Origin of the sequence: Vreelandella hamiltonii, assembly GCF_014651775.1 — a bacterium.
Taxonomy (GTDB): Bacteria; Pseudomonadota; Gammaproteobacteria; order Pseudomonadales; family Halomonadaceae; genus Vreelandella; species Vreelandella hamiltonii.
The window spans coordinates 103,785-121,577 of the sequence record NZ_BMXN01000004.1 but is presented as its reverse complement, the minus strand read 5'-3'; the positions used below and the strand labels follow the sequence as shown (position 1 = coordinate 121,577).

At 57.6% G+C, this 17,793-nt stretch carries 24 protein-coding genes and 1 pseudogene; all 25 read right to left on the bottom strand.

Features of this window, described 5'->3' with window-relative positions:
- Window position 1: 1 nt before the first annotated feature.
- The gene (gene rpmD, locus IE091_RS05140) at window positions 2–184 is read right to left on the bottom strand and encodes a 50S ribosomal protein L30 (RefSeq protein ID WP_009723888.1); all 183 of its coding nucleotides are present in this window, start codon (window positions 182–184) and stop codon (window positions 2–4) included.
- Between the two features lie 6 nt (window positions 185–190).
- Complete coding sequence (rpsE, locus tag IE091_RS05135; RefSeq protein ID WP_016915785.1) at window positions 191–691, bottom strand: 30S ribosomal protein S5; 501 nt, start codon at window positions 689–691, stop codon at window positions 191–193.
- A gap of 11 nt (window positions 692–702) precedes the next feature.
- Window positions 703–1,053, bottom strand: a complete 351-nt coding sequence (rplR, locus tag IE091_RS05130) for a 50S ribosomal protein L18 (protein WP_008959159.1) — start codon at window positions 1,051–1,053, stop codon at window positions 703–705.
- Window positions 1,054–1,062: 9 nt separating this feature from the next.
- Complete coding sequence (gene rplF, locus IE091_RS05125; RefSeq protein ID WP_016915784.1) at window positions 1,063–1,593, bottom strand: 50S ribosomal protein L6; 531 nt, start codon at window positions 1,591–1,593, stop codon at window positions 1,063–1,065.
- A 9-nt stretch (window positions 1,594–1,602) separates the two neighbouring features.
- On the bottom strand, window positions 1,603–1,995 hold the full coding sequence (rpsH, locus tag IE091_RS05120; protein WP_009723892.1) for a 30S ribosomal protein S8: 393 nt from the start codon (window positions 1,993–1,995) through the stop codon (window positions 1,603–1,605).
- A 32-nt stretch (window positions 1,996–2,027) separates the two neighbouring features.
- Complete coding sequence (gene rpsN, locus IE091_RS05115) at window positions 2,028–2,333, bottom strand: 30S ribosomal protein S14 (protein WP_026001935.1); 306 nt, start codon at window positions 2,331–2,333, stop codon at window positions 2,028–2,030.
- Window positions 2,334–2,343: 10 nt separating this feature from the next.
- Complete coding sequence (gene rplE / locus IE091_RS05110; protein WP_016915781.1) at window positions 2,344–2,883, bottom strand: 50S ribosomal protein L5; 540 nt, start codon at window positions 2,881–2,883, stop codon at window positions 2,344–2,346.
- 18 nt (window positions 2,884–2,901) lie between these two features.
- Window positions 2,902–3,216 (bottom strand): 50S ribosomal protein L24, encoded by a 315-nt coding sequence (rplX, locus tag IE091_RS05105; RefSeq protein ID WP_009723895.1) that lies wholly within the window; start codon window positions 3,214–3,216, stop codon window positions 2,902–2,904.
- A gap of 14 nt (window positions 3,217–3,230) precedes the next feature.
- The gene (gene rplN / locus IE091_RS05100) at window positions 3,231–3,602 is read right to left on the bottom strand and encodes a 50S ribosomal protein L14 (protein ID WP_009723896.1); all 372 of its coding nucleotides are present in this window, start codon (window positions 3,600–3,602) and stop codon (window positions 3,231–3,233) included.
- A gap of 51 nt (window positions 3,603–3,653) precedes the next feature.
- On the bottom strand, window positions 3,654–3,914 hold the full coding sequence (gene rpsQ / locus IE091_RS05095) for a 30S ribosomal protein S17 (protein ID WP_009723897.1): 261 nt from the start codon (window positions 3,912–3,914) through the stop codon (window positions 3,654–3,656).
- A gap of 1 nt (window position 3,915) precedes the next feature.
- Window positions 3,916–4,107, bottom strand: a complete 192-nt coding sequence (gene rpmC / locus IE091_RS05090; protein WP_016915779.1) for a 50S ribosomal protein L29 — start codon at window positions 4,105–4,107, stop codon at window positions 3,916–3,918.
- Complete coding sequence (gene rplP / locus IE091_RS05085; RefSeq protein WP_007112000.1) at window positions 4,107–4,520, bottom strand: 50S ribosomal protein L16; 414 nt, start codon at window positions 4,518–4,520, stop codon at window positions 4,107–4,109. Before rplP ends, rpmC begins: the two co-directional genes overlap by 1 nt.
- Window positions 4,521–4,535: 15 nt before the next feature.
- Window positions 4,536–5,243 carry a 30S ribosomal protein S3 gene (rpsC, locus tag IE091_RS05080; RefSeq protein ID WP_016915778.1) on the bottom strand — a complete coding sequence of 236 codons (708 nt, stop codon included), beginning with the start codon at window positions 5,241–5,243 and terminating at the stop codon, window positions 4,536–4,538.
- Between the two features lie 11 nt (window positions 5,244–5,254).
- Window positions 5,255–5,587 carry a 50S ribosomal protein L22 gene (gene rplV, locus IE091_RS05075; protein ID WP_010626471.1) on the bottom strand — a complete coding sequence of 111 codons (333 nt, stop codon included), beginning with the start codon at window positions 5,585–5,587 and terminating at the stop codon, window positions 5,255–5,257.
- 18 nt (window positions 5,588–5,605) lie between these two features.
- Window positions 5,606–5,881, bottom strand: coding sequence for a 30S ribosomal protein S19 (rpsS, locus tag IE091_RS05070; RefSeq protein ID WP_009098993.1), 276 nt, complete (start codon window positions 5,879–5,881; stop codon window positions 5,606–5,608).
- Window positions 5,882–5,914: 33 nt separating this feature from the next.
- Complete coding sequence (rplB, locus tag IE091_RS05065; protein ID WP_016915777.1) at window positions 5,915–6,745, bottom strand: 50S ribosomal protein L2; 831 nt, start codon at window positions 6,743–6,745, stop codon at window positions 5,915–5,917.
- Window positions 6,746–6,762: 17 nt separating this feature from the next.
- The gene (gene rplW / locus IE091_RS05060) at window positions 6,763–7,059 is read right to left on the bottom strand and encodes a 50S ribosomal protein L23 (protein WP_016915776.1); all 297 of its coding nucleotides are present in this window, start codon (window positions 7,057–7,059) and stop codon (window positions 6,763–6,765) included.
- Complete coding sequence (gene rplD / locus IE091_RS05055; protein ID WP_039180662.1) at window positions 7,056–7,661, bottom strand: 50S ribosomal protein L4; 606 nt, start codon at window positions 7,659–7,661, stop codon at window positions 7,056–7,058. The genes rplW and rplD overlap by 4 nt, the downstream gene beginning before the upstream one ends.
- A gap of 15 nt (window positions 7,662–7,676) precedes the next feature.
- Window positions 7,677–8,315, bottom strand: coding sequence for a 50S ribosomal protein L3 (gene rplC / locus IE091_RS05050; RefSeq protein ID WP_039180665.1), 639 nt, complete (start codon window positions 8,313–8,315; stop codon window positions 7,677–7,679).
- Window positions 8,316–8,465: 150 nt separating this feature from the next.
- On the bottom strand, window positions 8,466–8,777 hold the full coding sequence (rpsJ, locus tag IE091_RS05045; RefSeq protein ID WP_009098983.1) for a 30S ribosomal protein S10: 312 nt from the start codon (window positions 8,775–8,777) through the stop codon (window positions 8,466–8,468).
- 159 nt (window positions 8,778–8,936) lie between these two features.
- Window positions 8,937–10,130, bottom strand: a complete 1,194-nt coding sequence (gene tuf, locus IE091_RS05040) for an elongation factor Tu (RefSeq protein WP_189462970.1) — start codon at window positions 10,128–10,130, stop codon at window positions 8,937–8,939.
- 29 nt (window positions 10,131–10,159) lie between these two features.
- Window positions 10,160–12,283: an elongation factor G gene (fusA, locus tag IE091_RS05035; protein ID WP_189462969.1), complete on the bottom strand. Its 2,124-nt coding sequence runs from the start codon at window positions 12,281–12,283 to the stop codon at window positions 10,160–10,162.
- 167 nt (window positions 12,284–12,450) lie between these two features.
- Entirely contained in the window at window positions 12,451–12,921 is a 471-nt protein-coding gene (gene rpsG, locus IE091_RS05030) for a 30S ribosomal protein S7 (protein WP_016915771.1), read from the bottom strand.
- A gap of 141 nt (window positions 12,922–13,062) precedes the next feature.
- A pseudogene (gene rpsL / locus IE091_RS05025) lies at window positions 13,063–13,378 on the bottom strand (30S ribosomal protein S12).
- Window positions 13,379–13,575: 197 nt separating this feature from the next.
- Window positions 13,576–17,790 (bottom strand): DNA-directed RNA polymerase subunit beta', encoded by a 4,215-nt coding sequence (gene rpoC / locus IE091_RS05020; RefSeq protein ID WP_039180677.1) that lies wholly within the window; start codon window positions 17,788–17,790, stop codon window positions 13,576–13,578.
- Between the last annotated feature and the right edge of the window lie 3 nt (window positions 17,791–17,793).

Here is a 17,793-nt window from a genome sequence, read left to right as displayed (position 1 = left end):
ATTACTCTCCCTCAACGCGCACAAGGTAGTTAACCTTGTGGATCATGCCGCGTACGGCAGGGGTGTCTTCCAGCTCAACCGTATGACCGATGCGACGCAGGCCCAGGCCTTTCATAGTAGCCTTGTGCTTGGGCAAAACGCCGATGGTGCTGCGGATCTGGGTAACCTTGATCGTTGCTGCCATGGTGCCTTACCCCGTGATCGCTTCGACAGACAGACCGCGCTTGGCGGCGATGTCTTCCGGTGCTTGCATGGCAGAGAGACCTTTGACAGTCGCCCGCACCACGTTAACCGGGTTGGTGGAACCGTAGCACTTGGCCAGTACATCGTGAACGCCTGCCAGTTCCAGTACGGAACGCATGGCGCCACCAGCGATGATACCAGTACCTTCGGAGGCCGGCTGCATGTACACCTTGGAAGCACCGTGACGGGCTTTTACCGGGTACTGCAGTGTGTGACCTGCAAGGTTGACCTTGACCATGTTGCGACGAGCCTGGTCCATCGCTTTCTGGATTGCGACCGGCACTTCACGCGCCTTGCCACGACCGAAACCGACACGACCTTTACCATCACCTACGACGGTCAGTGCGGTGAAGCCGAAAATACGACCACCCTTGACCACCTTGGCGACGCGGTTGACCTGCACTAACTTCTCCTGCAGATCACCGTTTTGCTGTTCGTTCTTCGCCATCGTAAAACCCTTTAGAATTCCAGGCCGCCTTCACGTGCGGCGTCGGCCAGAGCCTTGACGCGACCGTGATACTTAAAGCCAGCACGGTCGAAGGCCACCTGGGTGATGCCTGCTTCTTTAGCGCGTTCGGCAATCAGAGCACCGACCTTGGAGGCCGCGTCTGAGTTACCGGTCGCACCCTCGCGCAGTGCTTTGTCCAGCGTAGAAGCGCTGGCCAGCACCTTGCCACCATCCGGCGAGATAATCTGCGCATAGATGTGACGCGGGGTACGGTTGACGCACAGGCGATACACGCCCAGCTCGCGGATCTTGGCGCGAGCGCGGCGGGCACGACGGAGACGAGATTCTTTCTTCGCGTTCATAACCCTGCCTTACTTCTTCTTGGCTTCTTTGCGACGCACCTGCTCGTCGGCGTAACGTACACCCTTGCCTTTGTACGGCTCAGGCGGACGGAAGGCGCGGATTTCCGCGGCGCACTGACCGAGCATCTGCTTGTCCGCGCTTTTCAGCACGATCACGGTGTTCTTCGGCGTTTCCGCTGTAACACCTTTAGGCAGTTCGTAGTCGACCGGGTGCGAGAAGCCCAGTGAAAGATTGAGCGTCTGGCCCTTAGCTTGGGCACGATAACCGACGCCAACAATTTCGAGAGTTTTTGTGAAACCCTCGGATACGCCCGTAACCAGGTTCTGAACCAGGGCGCGGGTAGTACCGGCCATTGCCCAGCTCTTGGCAGACTCACTCGGGGCGAAGGTCAGCTGGCCGTCTTCTTGACCAATCACCACGTCCTGGTGAATGGGCATAGACAGCGTGCCCTGGCCGCCTTTGGCGGTCAGCTGGCCAGCATCGATTTTGACATCAACGCCAGCAGGCACTTTAACCGGATATTTCGCTATGCGGGACATTCCAGCCTCCTAGAATACGGTGCAGATGACTTCGCCACCGACGCCAGCCTGGCGCGCGGCACGATCGGTCATGACACCATTAGAGGTGGTGACAATCGCGATACCCAGGCCATCGGCTACCTTGGGCAGGTTGTCCTTGCCCTTGTACTGACGCAGAGACGGCTTGGAAACCCGCTGAATGTGCTCGATAACCGGCTTACCCTCAAAGTACTTGAGAGTAACGGTCAGCTCGGGTTTGACGCCTTCAGCCACCGTAAAGTCGGTAATGTAGCCTTCTTCCTTTAGCACTCGGGCCACTTCGACTTTCAGTTTGGAGGACGGCATGGTAGCCGTCTCCTTGGTGGCCATCTGCGCATTGCGGATACGGGTAAACATATCCGCCAGAGTGTCTTGCATGCTCATTTAATGTGCGCTCCTGATGATTCTACGTGGCGTTACCAGCTGGACTTTTTGAGGCCAGGGACGTCGCCACGCATGGCGGCTTCACGCAGCTTGTTACGGCCGAGGCCGAACTTGTTGTAAAAGCCGTGCGGACGGCCAGTCACGCGGCAGCGGTTACGCTGACGCACCGGGCTGGAGTCGCGCGGCAGTTGCTGCAGCTTCAGCGTCGCCTCGAAACGATCTTCTTCAGAAGCGTTCACGTCCGAGATGATTTTCTTGAGCTCTGCGCGCTTAGCCGCAAACTTCTCGACTAGCTGAGTACGCTTGAGCTCACGCTCTATCATACTTTTCTTAGCCATGATCCAACCCTTATTTCTTGAACGGGAAGTTCAGTGCTGCAAGCAGCGCACGACCTTCCTCGTCGGTGTTGGCGGTAGTAGTGATAGTGACGTCCAGCCCCCGTACGCGATCGACTTTATCATATTCGATCTCCGGGAAGATGATCTGCTCACGCACACCCATGGAGTAGTTGCCGCGACCGTCGAAGGACTTCGGGTTGAGACCACGGAAGTCACGCACGCGTGGGATGGCAATGTTCACCAGACGGTCCAGGAAGTCCCACATACGCTCGGAGCGCAGTGTCACTTTGATACCGATCGGCCAACCTTCGCGCACCTTGAAGCCCGCGATGGACTTGCGTGCCTTGGTCACCAGCGGCTTCTGACCGGAAAGCTTCTCCAGGTCGCCGATGGCATTGTCGATCAGCTTTTTGTCGCTGACCGCTTCGCCGATACCCATGTTCAGAGTCACTTTCGTGATCCGGGGTACCTGCATTACGTTGGCGTAGCTGAACTGCTCTTTGAGTTGAGCTACCACCTCGTTTTGATAACGTTCTTTCAAGTTCGCCATTATGCTACCCGACTCGCGTTAGGCGTCGATCTGCGTCTGCGTCGACTTGTAGATACGTACCTTGGTACCGTCTTCCTTCACCTGGAAGCCGACGCGATCCGCCTTACCGGTCTCCGAATTGAAGATGGCTACGTTGGACGCGTGAATCGGAGCCTCACGCTCGACGATACCGCCCTGATTTCCCGCCATGGGATTAGGCTTGGTGTGACGCTTGATCATATTCACACCGGACACCACGAAACGGTTTTCAAGTACCCGCTTCACAGTGCCACGCTTGCCCTTATCCTTCCCGGCGATGACGATGACTTCATCGTCACGTTTGATCTTTTGCATATCCGCCTCGCTCCTTACAGCACTTCAGGCGCTAGGGAAATGATCTTCATGAACTTCTCATTACGAAGTTCACGAGTTACCGGCCCGAAGATACGCGTGCCGATCGGCTGTTCGTTGGTGTTATTCAACAAAACTGCCGCATTTCCATCGAAACGGATCAGCGAACCGTCACTACGACGGACGCCACTACGGGTACGAACGACTACTGCCTTGAGGACCTGGCCTTTTTTGACCTTGCCACGAGGAATAGCTTCTTTGACCGTTACTTTAATGACGTCACCAACGCGGGCGTAGCGACGGTGTGAACCGCCCAACACCTTGATGCATTGCACCCGGCGCGCTCCGCTGTTGTCGGCGACATCCAGCATTGTCTGAGTCTGAATCATCGGTTTTCTCCAAACCTAATCTGACTGCACTGGTTGAACAGACGCAGGGGATTAACCCTTGGCCTGCTCGACCACCTCGACCAGCGTCCAGGCTTTCTTCTTGGAAAGCGGACGGCACTCCTGAATGGAAACCGTATCGCCTGCCTTTGCCTGGTTCGCCTCATCATGGGCGTGCAGCTTGGTGGAGCGCTTGACGTATTTTCCGTAGATCGGGTGACGCTCACGACGCTCGATCATGACGACGATGGACTTGTCCATCTTGTCGCTGACCACCTTGCCGGTCAGCGTACGTGTTTTTTTCTCTTCGGCCATCTCAATCACCTGCCTTCTCGTTGAGCACAGTCTTAACGCGGGCGATATCCCGACGGACCTGCTTGAGCAGATGAGTCTGGCTCAGTTGGCCAGTGGCCTTCTGCATGCGCAGGTTAAACTGCTCGCGGAGGAGCTCGAGGAGCTGCTCTTGGAGCTCTCCTACGGACTTTTCACGAATTTCCTGGGCTTTCATCACATCACCGTCCGTTTCGCAAAGGTGGTGGACAGGGGCATCTTCTGGGCGGCCAGTTCAAATGCTTCACGGGCCAGCTCTTCGGATACACCTTCAATTTCATACAGGACCCGACCCGGCTGGATCTGGGCTACCCAGTACTCAACTGAACCTTTACCCTTACCCATACGAACTTCGAGCGGCTTCTTGGAAATCGGCTTGTCAGGGAAAACGCGGATCCAGATTTTACCGCCACGCTTGACGTGACGTGTGATCGCACGACGGCCAGCTTCGATCTGACGCGCAGTGATGCGGCCACGACCGGTTGCCTTGAGGCCGTACTCCCCGAAGCTGATCTTGCTTCCGCGATGCGCCAGGCCACGGTTGCGGCCTTTCATCATCTTGCGGAATTTCATACGCTTGGGCTGTAACATCGACTCGCTCTCCCCTTACCTGGAACCTTTCTTCTTGGGCGCGTTGCCGGCAGGCTGTTGCTGTTGCTTGGCCTTGGCACGTACTTCCTCGATACCGCCGAGGATTTCACCCTTGAAGATCCACACTTTGACGCCGATGACGCCGTAGGTGGTGTGAGCTTCGTAAGTGGCGTAGTCGATGTCCGCACGCAGAGTGTGCAGCGGAACGCGACCTTCGCGGTACCATTCGGTACGTGCGATTTCGGCGCCACCCAGACGACCTGACAGCTGAATCTTGATGCCGCCAGCGCCAAGACGCATTGCGTTCTGCACCGCGCGCTTCATGGCACGACGGAACATGACGCGACGCTCAAGCTGACCTGCCACGTTGGCAGCAACCAGCTTGGCATCCAGCTCGGGCTTGCGAACTTCTTCGATGTTCACATGCACCGGAACGCCCATCATCTCGGTGAGATCACGACGCAGACGGTCGACATCTTCACCTTTCTTGCCAATCACGATACCCGGACGGGCAGTGTGAATGGTGATGCGGGCATTGTTCGCCGGACGCTCGATGTGAATGCGGCTTACGGAGGCGCTTTTCAGACGCTCGTCCAGGAAGCTGCGCACTTCGAGATCGTTGTTGAGCTTATCGGCATAGGCGCCGCGCTCGGCATACCAGACAGAAGCATGGTCTTTGACGATGCCCAGTCGAATGCCTGTTGGATTGACTTTCTGACCCATCTGGTCGACTCCTACTTCTCGGCTACCTTGACGGTGATGTGGCAGGTGCGCTTCAAGATACGATCCGCGCGGCCTTTGGCACGCGGCTTGATACGCTTGAGCGTCATGCCCTCATCGACGCAGATGGTCGAGACACGCAGCTCGTCGATATCCATGCCGTTATTTTCTTCCGCGTTTGCAATGGCGGACTGCAGCACTTTCTTGACTAGCTTGGCAGCCTTCTTCGGTGAGAAGGTCAGCAGGTCGAGTGCTTCGGCGACCGGTTTACCGCGCACCTGGTCAGCCACCAAACGGGCCTTCTGGGCGGATAAACGAGCGCCACGCAGCTTAGCTGTGACTTCCATCTCTCAATCCTCTCTGGCTTACCGTTTGGCTTTCTTGTCCGCCGCATGCCCGCGATAAGTGCGAGTGGCAGCGAATTCGCCCAGCTTGTGACCAACCATTTCCTCGGAGACGTGCACCGGGACGTGTTGGCGACCGTTATGGACAGCGATTGTGAGGCCTACCATGTTTGGCAGGATCATCGAACGACGCGACCAGGTCTTGATCGGTTTACGGTCGTTCTTCTCCACTGCAGCCTCTACCTTCTTCAAAAGATGAAGGTCAATGAAGGGACCTTTCTTTAGTGAACGTGGCACAGCCGTTACCTCTTAATGTCTTGGCAATTTAGATCAACGCGTCTTGTTACGACGACGTACGATCAGCTTGTCGGTGCGCTTGTTCTTACGCGTCTTGTGACCCTTGGTCGGCACGCCCCACGGAGTAACGGGGTGACGGCCACCGCTGGTGCGGCCTTCGCCACCACCGTGCGGGTGATCCACAGGGTTCATCGCGACGCCGCGAACTGTCGGACGCACGCCTCTCCAGCGCTTCGCACCGGCCTTGCCAAGTTGACGCAGGCTGTGCTCGGAGTTGCTCACTTCGCCCAGGGTCGCGCGGCACTCGGCCAGGACCTTGCGCATTTCGCCAGAGCGAAGACGCAGGGTGGCGTAGTTACCTTCACGAGCAACCAGCTGAGCGCTAGTACCGGCACTGCGAGCAATCTGCGCGCCTTTACCCGGCTTCAGTTCGATACCGTGAACGGTAGAACCGAGCGGGATGTTACGCAGCGGCAAGGCATTGCCTTTCTTGATGGGCGCGTTGACACCAGATTCCAGCACGTCACCGGCGCTGACGCCTTTCGGTGCAATGATGTAACGACGCTCGCCATCGGCATATTTCAGCAGTGCAATGTGCGCACTGCGGTTCGGGTCGTGCTCCAGACGCTCAACGGTGGCCGGAATGCCATCCTTGGTGCGTTTGAAGTCGATCAACCGATAGTGATGACGGTGACCACCGCCCACGTGGCGGGTGGTGATGCGACCGTAGTTGTTACGGCCACCGGACTTGGACTGTTTTTCCAAAAGCGGTGCATAAGCACGGCCCTTGTACAGTTCCTCACCAACGATCTTGACGACGTGGCGACGACCGGCGGATGTGGGTTTGGTCTTGACGATTGCCATTATCCGTACTCCTGCCCTTATTCGGCGCCAGAGAAGTCTTCGAGCGTTTCACCCGCAGCCAGGGTCACATACGCCTTGCGGTAACCCTTACGCAGGCCAACGCCGTGAGCAGTACGCTTGGTTTTACCCTTGACGTTCAGTACCTGAACGCCACCGACCTTCTTGCCGAACAGTGCTTCAACGGCTTTCTTGATCTCGGGCTTGGTAGCATCGGGTGCCACCTTGAAAACGTACTGGTTGCGCTCGGCTGCCATCGCGGCCTTTTCGGTCACGTGCGGTCCAAGCAGAACCTTGAATACGCGTTCCTGGTTCATGCCAGCTTCTCCTCGAATTTACGCAGGGCGGAGACGGTGACCAGGACCTTGTCAAAGGCAACCAGGCTCACCGGATCAGCTGCAGCGACATCCACCACGTCAACGTGGGGAAGGTTGCGTGCGGCCAGATAGAGCGTTTCGTCGATTTCTTCAGTGACGATCAACACTTTCTCAAGGTTGAGCTCTTTCAGCTTGGCAGCTACCTGCTTGGTCTTCGGCGCTTCTACGCTGAACTCTTCAATCGCGACCAGGCGCTCTTGACGGACCAGCTCAGACAGGATGGAGCGCATCGCCGCGCGGTACATCTTGCGGTTTACTTTCTGGGTGTAGTCCTGAGGACGCGCCGCGAAAGTAACACCACCACTGCGCCACAGCGGAGAGCGGATAGTACCAGCGCGTGCACGACCGGTACCCTTCTGACGCCACGGCTTCTTACCACCGCCACGCACGTCGGAACGGCTCTTTTGAGCGCGTGTACCCTGACGACCAGCTGCCAGATAGGCAGTGACGACCTGATGCACCAGCGCTTCGTTGAATTCTTTGCCAAAAGTGGCGTCGGCTACTTCAACGGTACCCGTGCCTGCAGCAAGATTCAGATTCATTGGTAATTATCCCCTTCAGCCAGCTTTCACGGCGCTGCGAACGATAACGTTGCTACCGGTCGCTCCCGGTACAGCGCCCTTGATCAGCAGCAGGTTACGCTCGGCGTCGACACGGACGATCTCAAGGCTCTGTACGGTGCAACGGGCGTTACCCATTTGACCGGCCATTTTCTTGCCCTTGAATACGCGACCAGGTGTCTGACACATGCCGATAGAACCCGGCGCACGATGCGACAGGGAGTTACCATGGCTGTTGTCTTGGGTACGGAAGTTCCAGCGCTTAACAGCACCCTGGAAGCCTTTACCCTTGGAAGTGCCAGTCACGTCGATCTTTTGACCAGCTTCGAAGAGGGATACGGTGAGTTCGCCACCCACTTCAGGAGCTTCTTCGCCTTCTGCAAGGCGGAATTCCATCAGTGAACGACCAGCCTCGACACCCGCTTTGGCAAACTGACCCGCTTGCGCTTTGGTGAGGTGCTTGGCTTTACGAGAACCAGTAGTGACCTGAACCGCTGCGTAGCCGTCAGACTCAAGCGTCTTGACGCGCGTTACACGGTTAGGATCAACTTCAATAACGGTCACGGGCACGGATGCGCCGTCTTCGGTAAAGACGCGGGTCATCCCGGCCTTGATACCGACTAAACCGATAGTCATGCTCAGTCTCCTATAGTGTACGGGGCTATCACCCGCTATGGCTGCCCTTTCCAGAGCATTCCACTAGCACATTGTGTGGCGCCTCACGGCGCGGCGGCTGCTGCTCTCGACAGATGGCGATGAGCGCTGGGCCGCAAAGTGTCTAGTGTATTAGTCGAGCTTGATTTGCACGTCTACGCCAGCGGCGAGGTCGAGCTTCATCAGCGCATCAACGGTTTTCTCGGTCGGCTCAACGATGTCGAGCACACGCTTGTGAGTGCGAATCTCATACTGATCGCGCGCGTCCTTGTTGACGTGCGGAGAAATCAGGATGGTATAGCGCTCGCGGTTGGTCGGCAGCGGGATCGGACCACGAACCTGAGCACCAGTACGCTTAGCGGTTTCAACGATTTCCGCAGTGGACTGATCGATCAGGCGATGGTCGAACGCTTTCAACCGAATGCGAATCTTTTGGTTCTGCATTTGCCCTAAACTCCAATGGATGTCGACGGCGCGAGCCGTCTACCCACGCATTCAAAGGATGCGCATTATAGGCACGCCAATCGGCCATGTCAAACATTTGCGATTGGTGCGCAGAAAAGGGGGCTCTTGCGAGCCCCCTTGCATCATCAAGCCAACAGCTTACTTGACGATCTTGGCTACGACGCCAGCACCTACGGTACGGCCACCTTCGCGGATAGCGAAGCGCAGACCTTCGTCCATGGCGATCGGAGCGATCAGGGTGATAACCATTTTGATGTTATCGCCCGGCATTACCATTTCAACGCCTTCCGGCAGTTCACAAGTACCAGTTACGTCAGTGGTACGGAAGTAGAACTGGGGACGGTAGCCCTTGAAGAAAGGCGTGTGACGACCACCTTCTTCTTTGGACAGTACGTATACTTCGGCTTCGAACGTGGTGTGCGGGTTGATGCTGCCCGGCTTGGCCAGAACCTGGCCACGCTCGACGTCATCACGCTTGGTACCACGCAGCAGCGCGCCAACGTTCTCACCCGCACGACCTTCGTCGAGCAGCTTACGGAACATTTCAACGCCAGTAACGGTAGTTTTGGTGGTGTCGCGGATACCCACGATTTCCACTTCTTCACCGGCTTTAACGATACCGCGCTCTACACGACCGGTAACAACAGTACCACGGCCAGAGATAGAGAATACGTCTTCGATCGGCATCAGGAACGGCTGGTCGATAGCACGCTCCGGCTCAGGGATGTAGTCATCCAGAGCTTTGATCAGGTTGGTAACGGCGGTGGTACCCATGCCGTTCTCGTCTTCACCGTTCAGAGCCATCAGCGCAGAACCAGTGATGATCGGAGTGTCGTCACCCGGGAAGTCGTACTCGTTCAGAAGTTCACGAACTTCCATTTCGACCAGCTCGAGCAGCTCTTCGTCATCGACCATGTCCGCTTTGTTCAGGAACACAACGATGAACGGAACGCCAACCTGACGAGACAGCAGGATGTGCTCGCGAGTCTGCGGCATGGGGCCGTCAGCGGCAGAACATACCAGGATAGCGCCGTCCATCTGAGCAGCACCAGTGATCATGTTCTTGACGTAGTCAGCGTGTCCCGGGCAGTCAACGTGCGCGTAGTGACGCTGCTCGGACTGGTACTCAACGTGAGAAGTCGCGATGGTGATACCACGCTCACGCTCTTCCGGGGCGTTATCGATAGTATCGAATGCACGCCAGTCGCCGCCGAAAACCTCAGCAGACACGCGGGTCAGGGCCGCTGTCAGAGTCGTTTTACCGTGGTCGACGTGACCGATGGTGCCGACGTTGACGTGCGGTTTGGAACGTTCAAATTTTTCCTTAGCCACTGCTATAACCTCTTTACGTTAGCTAACGGTTAACCGTTTTGGTTGATGACGGCTTCAACGACGCTGGAGGGCGCCTCCTCGTACTTCGCGAACTCCATAGAGTAGCTCGCACGGCCCTGGGTCTGTGAGCGCAGATCGGTTGCGTAACCGAACATCTCACCCAGTGGCACCGTTGCACGAATGACTTTACCAGAGGAAGAGTCATCCATGCCCTGCACCAGGCCGCGACGACGGTTCAGGTCGCCCATGACGTCACCCATAAAATCTTCGGGGGTCACGACTTCGACCTTCATCACCGGCTCCAGCAGCACGGCCTTGGCCTTCCGGGCACCTTCTTTCACTGCCATGGAAGAAGCAATCTTGAACGCAGTCTCGTTCGAGTCCACGTCATGGTAGGAACCATCAAACAGCGTGACTTTGACGTCGATCATCGGGTAACCGGCGATGACACCGTTTTTCAGCTGCTCGAAAGCACCCTTCTCAACCGCAGGGACGTATTCCTTGGGAACCACACCACCCACGATTTCAGAGTTGAACTTGAAGAAGATTTCTTCTTCGCCTTCACCCTTCTCTTCTGCAGTCAGCGGCTCGATGCGCAGCCAGACGTGACCGAACTGACCACGACCACCAGACTGACGAACGAACTTGCCTTCCTGCTCGACGCTGCCGCGAATGGTTTCGCGGTAGGCGACCTGCGGCTTACCGATATTGGCTTCCACCTTGAACTCGCGACGCATACGGTCAACGATGATGTCCAGGTGCAGCTCACCCATACCGGAGATGATGGTCTGACCGGTCTCTTCGTCGGTCTTGACCTGGAAGGAAGGGTCTTCCTGGGCCAGCTTGCCCAGTGCGATACCCATCTTTTCCTGGTCCGCCTTGGACTTCGGCTCGACGGCAACGGAAATAACCGGCTCCGGGAACTCCATGCGCTCGAGAACGATCTTGTTGTCGATATCGCACAGGGTGTCACCGGTGGTGACATCTTTCAGGCCGATACAGGCCGCGATGTCGCCCGCGAGTACTTCCTTGATCTCTTCACGCGAGTTGGCGTGCATCTGAACGATACGACCAACGCGCTCTTTCTTCTGCTTGACGGAGTTGTAGACGCCGTCACCAGACTTCAGAACGCCCGAGTAGACGCGAATGAAGGTCAGGGTACCTACGAAGGGGTCGGTAGCAATCTTGAACGCAAGAGCGGCGAACGGAGCGCTGTCGTCGGCAACACGAGTGGCAATGGTGCCATCCTTGTCGTCCAGCTCACCTTCGATCGCCTTGACTTCTGTCGGCGAAGGCATGTACTCGATAACACCATCCAGAACCGCCTGAACACCTTTGTTCTTGAACGCAGAACCACAGGTGACCAGAACGACTTCGTTGGCCAGTGTACGAGCACGCAGACCTGCCTTGATTTCAGCGACGCTCAGCTCGCCTTCTTCAAGGTACTTGTCCATCAGCTCTTCGGACGCTTCGGCAGCGGCTTCGACCATCTGCTCGCGGTACTCTTCAGCGGTCTCTTGCAGCTCCGCAGGAATGTCCACCAGCTCGAAGTTCATGCCCAGGCTTTCTTCGTCCCACAAGATAGCCTTCATCTCGATCAGGTCGATAACGCCCTTGAAGTCTTCTTCCGTGCCCCAGTTGATCTGGATCGGCACAGCGTTGGCACCCAGACGCTCTTTCAGCTGGTTGACAACCATGAAGAAGTCAGCGCCGGTACGGTCCATCTTGTTGACGAACACCATGCGCGGAACTTCGTACTTGTTGGCCTGACGCCATACGGTTTCGGTCTGCGGCTGAACGCCGGAGGAACCGCACAGTACAACGACCGCACCATCGAGAACACGCAGAGAACGCTCGACTTCGATAGTGAAGTCAACGTGCCCAGGGGTGTCGATGATGTTGATACGGTGCTCGTCGAACTGCTTGCCCATGCCTTGCCAGAAACAGGTAGTTGCAGCTGAGGTGATAGTGATACCACGCTCCTGCTCCTGCTCCATCCAGTCCATGGTCGCTGCACCGTCGTGTACTTCACCCACTTTATGGGACAGACCGGTGTAGAACAGTACGCGCTCGGTTGTTGTGGTTTTACCCGCATCAACGTGCGCCACGATACCGATATTACGATAGCGATTCAGTGGAGTCTTGCGTGCCACGGTGAAACTCCCGTTAGTTGGCGATGCTCGTTAATCCAGCGGTGCCATTTCTGCTTATGCCACCGCCGCCATCGACAACGATAGCGGCGGCGTGTTGCAACATGACGATAAAAACCTTTAACGCACTGCAACCGACAGAAAAAGACACGAGCCCAGAAACGTCGAGCTTAGAAACGATAGTGAGAGAAGGCCTTGTTGGCTTCTGCCATACGGTGCACGTCTTCACGCTTCTTGACAGCAGAGCCCTTGCCTTCAGCGGCATCCAGCATTTCACCTGCCAGGCGCTGAACCATCGTTTTCTCACCGCGACGACGCGCAGCGTCTACCAGCCAGCGCATTGCCAGCGCTTGGCGGCGTGACGGACGAACTTCAACCGGCACCTGATAAGTAGCACCACCCACGCGGCGCGACTTTACTTCGACCATCGGCTGGATGGTTTCCAGCGCCTTGTCGAAGATTTCCAGCGGCTCTTCTTTACTACGCTCGGCAACCTTGTCCAACGCACCATAGACGATGCGCTCAGCTACGGACTTCTTGCCGCTGACCATCAGGTGGTTCATGAACTTCGCCAGACGCTCACTTCCGAACTTGGGATCCGGCAGGATTTCGCGTTTAGCTACAACTCTTCTTCTAGGCATGATAAGCCCTCAATTAAGGATCCTTCAGGTAAACCCGGAACCTGCTTGCGCCTTTGGCGCCGCCCGACCTTACTCTTATCAGACCATCATATTCGGTTAAAAGGTAACACCGCAGCGCTCCATGAGGCTGCGTTCAGCGCCTTAGGACTTCGGACGCTTGGTACCGTACTTGGAACGACCCTGCTTACGGTTCTGTACGCCAGAGGTGTCAAGGGCGCCACGAACGGTGTGATAACGCACACCTGGCAAATCCTTTACACGACCGCCGCGAATCAGAACAACAGGTCAGGCGCACACGGCAAACCTTACGCAGGGCCGAGTTCGGCTTCTTGGGGGTGGTGGTGTAAACGCGCGTACAAACGCCGCGCTTTTGCGGGCATGCCTGAAGCGCAGGCACGTCACTCTTGGTGACGGGGCGCTTGCGCGGCTTGCGCACTAGCTGATTAATCGTTGCCATGGTGTTTAGCTGACTCCAATGGTTGCCTTGGCCTATTAACAAATGCAAGCAGCGGATGCGGGCGCACCCACCCCACTGTTAAAGGCTGCGCATTCTAAAGGCTGACCCTGCCTGGCGTCAAGCCCTGGCGGTGGTTTACCGCCAGGTTCCTGCCATTCAGGGCCAGCCGCTCTTGGCTGCTCGTGGCCTGTCCTGGGTTACAGATCGTCGTCTGAATCCAGGGCGGTCAACTGAGCACCCAGCTCCTGCTCAACCTCGGTAGCCGAGGGGTTGAACAGACGCTCTACGTCTTCGCGCTTGCGACGACGCTCTGCGTGGTGAGTCAGACCGGTACCTGCCGGAATCAGACGTCCAACTACCACGTTTTCTTTCAGGCCACGCAGGTAATCGCGCTTGCCGGTTACCGCCGCTTCGGTCAATACGCGGGTCGTTTCCTGGAACGACGCCGCCGAAATGAACGATTCGGTGGCCAAGCTGGCCTTGGTGATACCCAGCAGCAAGCGTTGGTACTTGGCCGGGAACTTGCCTTCTTTCTCCAGACGCTCGTTCTGCTCCAGCACGCGCACCAGTTCTGCCTGGTCGCCGGTGATGAAGTCAGAGTCGCCGGAATCGGTGATCTCTACCTTGCGCAGCATCTGACGCACGATGACTTCGATGTGCTTGTCGTTGATGCCTACGCCTTGCAGACGGTATACGTCCTGTACTTCGGCAGTGATGTACTTGGCCAGCTCCGCCACACCCAGCAGGCGCAGGATGTCGTGCGGGTTGCTCGGACCATCGGAAATCACTTCGCCCTTCTCGACGGCTTCGCCTTCGAAGACGGCGATTTGACGCCATTTCGGAATCAGCGCTTCGAACGGATCGCCAGATTCCGGGGTGATCGTCAGACGACGCTTGCCCTTGGTCTCTTTACCGAAGCTCACCACACCGCTGATTTCCGCCAGGATGGCCGACTCTTTCGGCTTACGCGCTTCGAACAGGTCGGCTACGCGCGGCAGACCACCGGTGATGTCCTTGTTACCCGAGGCTTCTACCGGGATACGGGCAACGACTTCACCCACACCGATGGTCGAGCCGTCGTCCACGGAGATGATCGAGTTGCCGGGCAGCAGGTACTGTACCGGCGTGTTGGAACCGGACACGGACACGTACTCGCCTGCGGCGTCCTGCAGCATCACCATCGGGCGCTTGTCGCGGCCGGCCATCGGGCGGGCAGCCGACTCGATGACCTCGATGGAGGAGAGACCGGTCATTTCATCGACGCTGCGGTGCATGGTGACACCTTCGTCGAGATCGATGAACTGGGCCTTACCTTCCACTTCCGCAATGATCGGATGGGTGTGCGGGTCCCACTTGGCCACGACCGTACCAGCGTCGACGACGTCACCGTCGCGAACCGACAGCTCGGCACCGTAAGGCAGCTTGTAGTACTCACGCTCACGACCGTGATCGTCGGCGACGGCCAGGGCGCTTGAACGAGACACCACTACCAGTTTGCCGTCGGCACGCTCAACGTGCTTGATGTTGTGCAGGCGTACTTTACCGCCGTGCTTCACCTGTACGCTGTCGACCGCCGAGGAACGCGATGCCGCACCACCGATGTGGAACGTACGCATGGTCAGCTGGGTACCCGGCTCACCGATGGACTGGGCAGCGATGACACCCACCGACTCACCGATGTTGACCTGATGGCCACGCGCCAGGTCACGACCGTAGCAGGACGAACAAACGCCGTGCGCGGTGTCACAGGTAATGGTGGAGCGCACGATGATCTCGTCCACACCCATGGTGTCCAGCGACGCACACCACTTCTCGTCGAGCAGCGTGTTGCGCGGAATCAGCACTTCTTCGGTGCTCGGATCGATGACGTCCTGCGCCACCACTCGGCCCAGGACACGCTGTGACAGCGGTACGATGATGTCGCCACCCTCGATGATCGGGTGCAGCGTCAGACCGTTCTCGGTGCCACAGTCGATTTCGGTGATCACCAGATCCTGGGCCACGTCGACCAGACGGCGAGTCAGGTAACCGGAGTTGGCCGTTTTCAGGGCCGTATCCGCCAGACCTTTACGCGCACCGTGGGTCGAGATGAAGTACTGCAGTACGTTCAGACCTTCACGGAAGTTGGCCACGATGGGGGTTTCGATGATCGAGCCATCCGGCTTGGCCATCAGACCACGCATACCCGCCAGCTGACGGATCTGGGCGGCGCTACCACGGGCACCGGAATCGGCCATGATGAAGACGCTGTTGAAGGAGTCCTGCTCCACTTCATTGCCTTCACGGTCGACGACGGTCTCCTTGGAGATACCTACCATCATCGCCTTGGCCACCTTGTCGTTGGCCTTGGACCAGATGTCGATAACCTTGTTGTACTTCTCGCCTGCGGTCACCAGACCGGACGAGAACTGGTCTTCGATCTCTTTGACTTCGGCTTCGGCCGCTTCGACGATATCGGTCTTGGCGTCGGGAATGACGAAGTCGTTGACACCGATCGAGGCGCCGGACCAGGTCGCCAGACGGAAGCCGGTGTACATCAGCTGGTCAGCGAAGATGACCGTGGGCTTGAGGCCCGCACGACGATACACCTCGTTGATCAGGCTGGAGATCGCCTTCTTCTTCATCGGCTGATCGATCAGCGCGAACGGTACGCCTTCCGGCAGAATGCGGAACAGCAGGGCACGACCCACGGTGGTGTCGTACAGGCGACGATGCTCGGAGCGCTCGCCGGTCTCTTCGTCGACGTCCACTTCATCCAGGCGCACTTTGACGCGGGCATGCAGCGAGACGGACTGAGTACCGAAGGCACGCTCTACCTCGTTGAGGTCAGAGAACACCATGCCTTCGCCCTTGGCGTTGATCTTTTCGCGGGTCATGTAGTACAGACCCAGAACAACGTCCTGCGACGGCACGATGATCGGCTCGCCGTTGGCAGGCGACAGCACGTTGTTGGTGGCCATCATCAGCGCACGCGCTTCGAGCTGGGCTTCCAGGGTCAGCGGTACGTGGACCGCCATCTGGTCACCGTCGAAGTCGGCGTTGTAAGCCGCACACACCAGCGGGTGCAGCTGGATCGCCTTGCCTTCGATCAGCAGCGGTTCGAACGCCTGGATACCCAGACGGTGCAGGGTCGGTGCACGGTTGAGCAGTACCGGGTGTTCGCGGATGACGTCGGCCAGAATATCCCACACTTCCGGCAGTTCACGCTCGACCATCTTCTTCGCGGCCTTGATCGTGGACGCATGGCCCAGCGACTGCAGTTTGGAGTAGATGAACGGCTTGAACAGCTCGAGGGCCATCTTCTTCGGCAGACCACACTGGTGCAGACGCAGGGTCGGGCCCACGGTGATGACCGAACGGCCGGAGTAGTCGACACGCTTACCCAGAAGGTTCTGACGGAAACGGCCCTGCTTACCCTTGATCATGTCGGCAAGGGATTTCAGCGGACGCTTGTTGGAGCCGGTGATGGCACGGCCGCGACGGCCGTTGTCCAGCAGCGCATCCACCGCTTCCTGCAGCATACGCTTCTCGTTGCGCACGATGATGTCCGGCGCATTGAGGTCCAGCAGACGCTTCAGGCGGTTGTTACGGTTGATCACACGACGGTAGAGGTCGTTGAGATCGGAGGTCGCGAAGCGGCCACCGTCCAGCGGCACCAGCGGACGCAAATCCGGCGGCAGCACGGGCAGCACTTCCATGACCATCCACGCCGGCGCATTGCCGGAGTGGTAGAACGCTTCGAGCAGCTTCAGGCGCTTGGAGAGCTTCTTGATCTTGGTTTCAGAGTTGGTCTGCGGAATCTCTTCGCGCAGCGTGTTGATCTCTTCTTCCAGATCGATGTCCTTGAGCAGTTCCTGAACGGCTTCGGCACCCATGCGGGCGTCGAAGTCATCGCCGAACTCTTCCAGGGCTTCGAAGTACTGCTCGTCGTTGAGCAGCTGACCACGCTCCAGCGTGGTCATGCCCGGGTCGATGACCACGAAGCTTTCGAAGTACAGCACGCGCTCGATATCACGCAGGGTCATATCGAGGAACATGCCGATACGCGACGGCAGTGATTTCAAAAACCAGATGTGAGCAACCGGCGAGGCCAGCTCGATATGGCCCATGCGCTCACGGCGCACGGCAGCCTTGGTGACTTCGACGCCACACTTCTCACAAATGATGCCACGGTGCTTCATGCGCTTGTACTTGCCGCACAGACACTCGTAGTCCTTGACCGGGCCAAAGATCTTGGCGCAGAACAGACCATCCCGTTCCGGCTTGAAGGTACGGTAGTTGATGGTCTCGGGCTTCTTCACCTCGCCAAACGACCAGGAGCGAATCATGTCCGGCGACGCGAGGGTAATCTTGATCGCGTCGAACTCTTCGGACTGAGACTGCGATTTGAGTACTTTCACCAAATCTTTCATATG

What these genes read in the sequence shown, in the direction of transcription:
- rpmD (WP_009723888.1), bottom strand. Translation starts at nt 184, where the DNA reads ATGGCAGCAACGATCAAGGTTACCCAGATCCGCAGCACCATCGGCGTT.
- rpsE (WP_016915785.1), bottom strand. Translation starts at nt 691, where the DNA reads ATGGCGAAGAACGAACAGCAAAACGGTGATCTGCAGGAGAAGTTAGTG.
- rplR (WP_008959159.1), bottom strand. Translation starts at nt 1,053, where the DNA reads ATGAACGCGAAGAAAGAATCTCGTCTCCGTCGTGCCCGCCGCGCTCGC.
- rplF (WP_016915784.1), bottom strand. Translation starts at nt 1,593, where the DNA reads ATGTCCCGCATAGCGAAATATCCGGTTAAAGTGCCTGCTGGCGTTGAT.
- rpsH (WP_009723892.1), bottom strand. Translation starts at nt 1,995, where the DNA reads ATGAGCATGCAAGACACTCTGGCGGATATGTTTACCCGTATCCGCAAT.
- rpsN (WP_026001935.1), bottom strand. Translation starts at nt 2,333, where the DNA reads ATGGCTAAGAAAAGTATGATAGAGCGTGAGCTCAAGCGTACTCAGCTA.
- rplE (WP_016915781.1), bottom strand. Translation starts at nt 2,883, where the DNA reads ATGGCGAACTTGAAAGAACGTTATCAAAACGAGGTGGTAGCTCAACTC.
- rplX (WP_009723895.1), bottom strand. Translation starts at nt 3,216, where the DNA reads ATGCAAAAGATCAAACGTGACGATGAAGTCATCGTCATCGCCGGGAAG.
- rplN (WP_009723896.1), bottom strand. Translation starts at nt 3,602, where the DNA reads ATGATTCAGACTCAGACAATGCTGGATGTCGCCGACAACAGCGGAGCG.
- rpsQ (WP_009723897.1), bottom strand. Translation starts at nt 3,914, where the DNA reads ATGGCCGAAGAGAAAAAAACACGTACGCTGACCGGCAAGGTGGTCAGC.
- rpmC (WP_016915779.1), bottom strand. Translation starts at nt 4,107, where the DNA reads ATGAAAGCCCAGGAAATTCGTGAAAAGTCCGTAGGAGAGCTCCAAGAG.
- rplP (WP_007112000.1), bottom strand. Translation starts at nt 4,520, where the DNA reads ATGTTACAGCCCAAGCGTATGAAATTCCGCAAGATGATGAAAGGCCGC.
- rpsC (WP_016915778.1), bottom strand. Translation starts at nt 5,243, where the DNA reads ATGGGTCAGAAAGTCAATCCAACAGGCATTCGACTGGGCATCGTCAAA.
- rplV (WP_010626471.1), bottom strand. Translation starts at nt 5,587, where the DNA reads ATGGAAGTCACAGCTAAGCTGCGTGGCGCTCGTTTATCCGCCCAGAAG.
- rplB (WP_016915777.1), bottom strand. Translation starts at nt 6,745, where the DNA reads ATGGCAATCGTCAAGACCAAACCCACATCCGCCGGTCGTCGCCACGTC.
- rplW (WP_016915776.1), bottom strand. Translation starts at nt 7,059, where the DNA reads ATGAACCAGGAACGCGTATTCAAGGTTCTGCTTGGACCGCACGTGACC.
- rplD (WP_039180662.1), bottom strand. Translation starts at nt 7,661, where the DNA reads ATGAATCTGAATCTTGCTGCAGGCACGGGTACCGTTGAAGTAGCCGAC.
- rplC (WP_039180665.1), bottom strand. Translation starts at nt 8,315, where the DNA reads ATGACTATCGGTTTAGTCGGTATCAAGGCCGGGATGACCCGCGTCTTT.
- rpsJ (WP_009098983.1), bottom strand. Translation starts at nt 8,777, where the DNA reads ATGCAGAACCAAAAGATTCGCATTCGGTTGAAAGCGTTCGACCATCGC.
- rpsG (WP_016915771.1), bottom strand. Translation starts at nt 12,921, where the DNA reads ATGCCTAGAAGAAGAGTTGTAGCTAAACGCGAAATCCTGCCGGATCCC.
- rpoC (WP_039180677.1), bottom strand. Translation starts at nt 17,790, where the DNA reads ATGAAAGATTTGGTGAAAGTACTCAAATCGCAGTCTCAGTCCGAAGAG.